The 838-nt window shown below is 53.0% G+C and carries 1 protein-coding gene; it reads right to left on the bottom strand.

The window, feature by feature from the left end; translation table 11 throughout:
- On the bottom strand, positions 1-838 hold an 838-nt coding region (locus CAGA_RS12500; RefSeq protein ID WP_135661207.1), incomplete at both ends, for a ketose-bisphosphate aldolase.

Genomic DNA, 838 nt, shown 5'->3' with positions numbered 1-838 from the left:
GCAACCATATCTTTAATGGCTGTGCGCGCGGGGGCGAGATACTGCCTTGGGTCAAAATGGCTCGGATTTTCCGCCATATACTTGCGGATGCTGGCCGTCATGGCGAGACGTAGATCGGAGTCCACATTGATTTTGCAGACCGCCATCTTTGCGGCTTCGCGGAGCATTTCCTCCGGAATTCCGATTGCGTCCGGCATCTGGCCGCCGTATTTGTTGATTTCCTCAACAAACTGCGGAATGACGGAAGAAGCGCCGTGCAGAACGATCGGAAAACCGGGCAGACGGTCGGAAACTTCCTTCAAAATATCAAAACGAAGCTGCGGCTTCTGGCCTGGTTTGAATTTGTAAGCGCCGTGGCTGGTACCGATGGCAATCGCAAGGGAATCCACGCCCGTACGGGTGACAAAATCCTTCACTTCGTCCGGATCGGTAAACTGCGCCTTGTCGTCCGCAACGTTTACGTCGTCCTCCACACCGGCGAGCTTGCCCAGTTCGGCTTCAACGGTAACATTGTATTTATGCGCGTATTCCACAACGCGGCGGGCTTCCTCCACATTTTCCTCGTAGGGCTTGGAGGAACCGTCATACATAACGGAAGTAAAACCGCCGTCGACACAATCCTTGCAGATTTCAAATGATGAGCCATGGTCAAGATGAAGCGCAATCGGAATATCCGGGTTTTCAATTACCGCCGCTTCGACCAGCTTTGTAAGATAAGTATGATTTGCGTATTTGCGCGCACCGGCGGAAACCTGAAGAATGAGCGGAGCCTTCAGTTCCTGGCAGGCTTCGGTAATTCCCTGCACAATCTCCATGTTGTTGACGTTGAACGCGCCGA

Source organism: Caproiciproducens galactitolivorans (assembly GCF_004768785.1).
Classification (GTDB): Bacteria; Bacillota; Clostridia; order Oscillospirales; family Acutalibacteraceae; genus Caproiciproducens; species Caproiciproducens galactitolivorans.
Note: the sequence above shows the minus strand (reverse complement) of the source record. Positions and strands in the feature narration are given on the sequence as shown.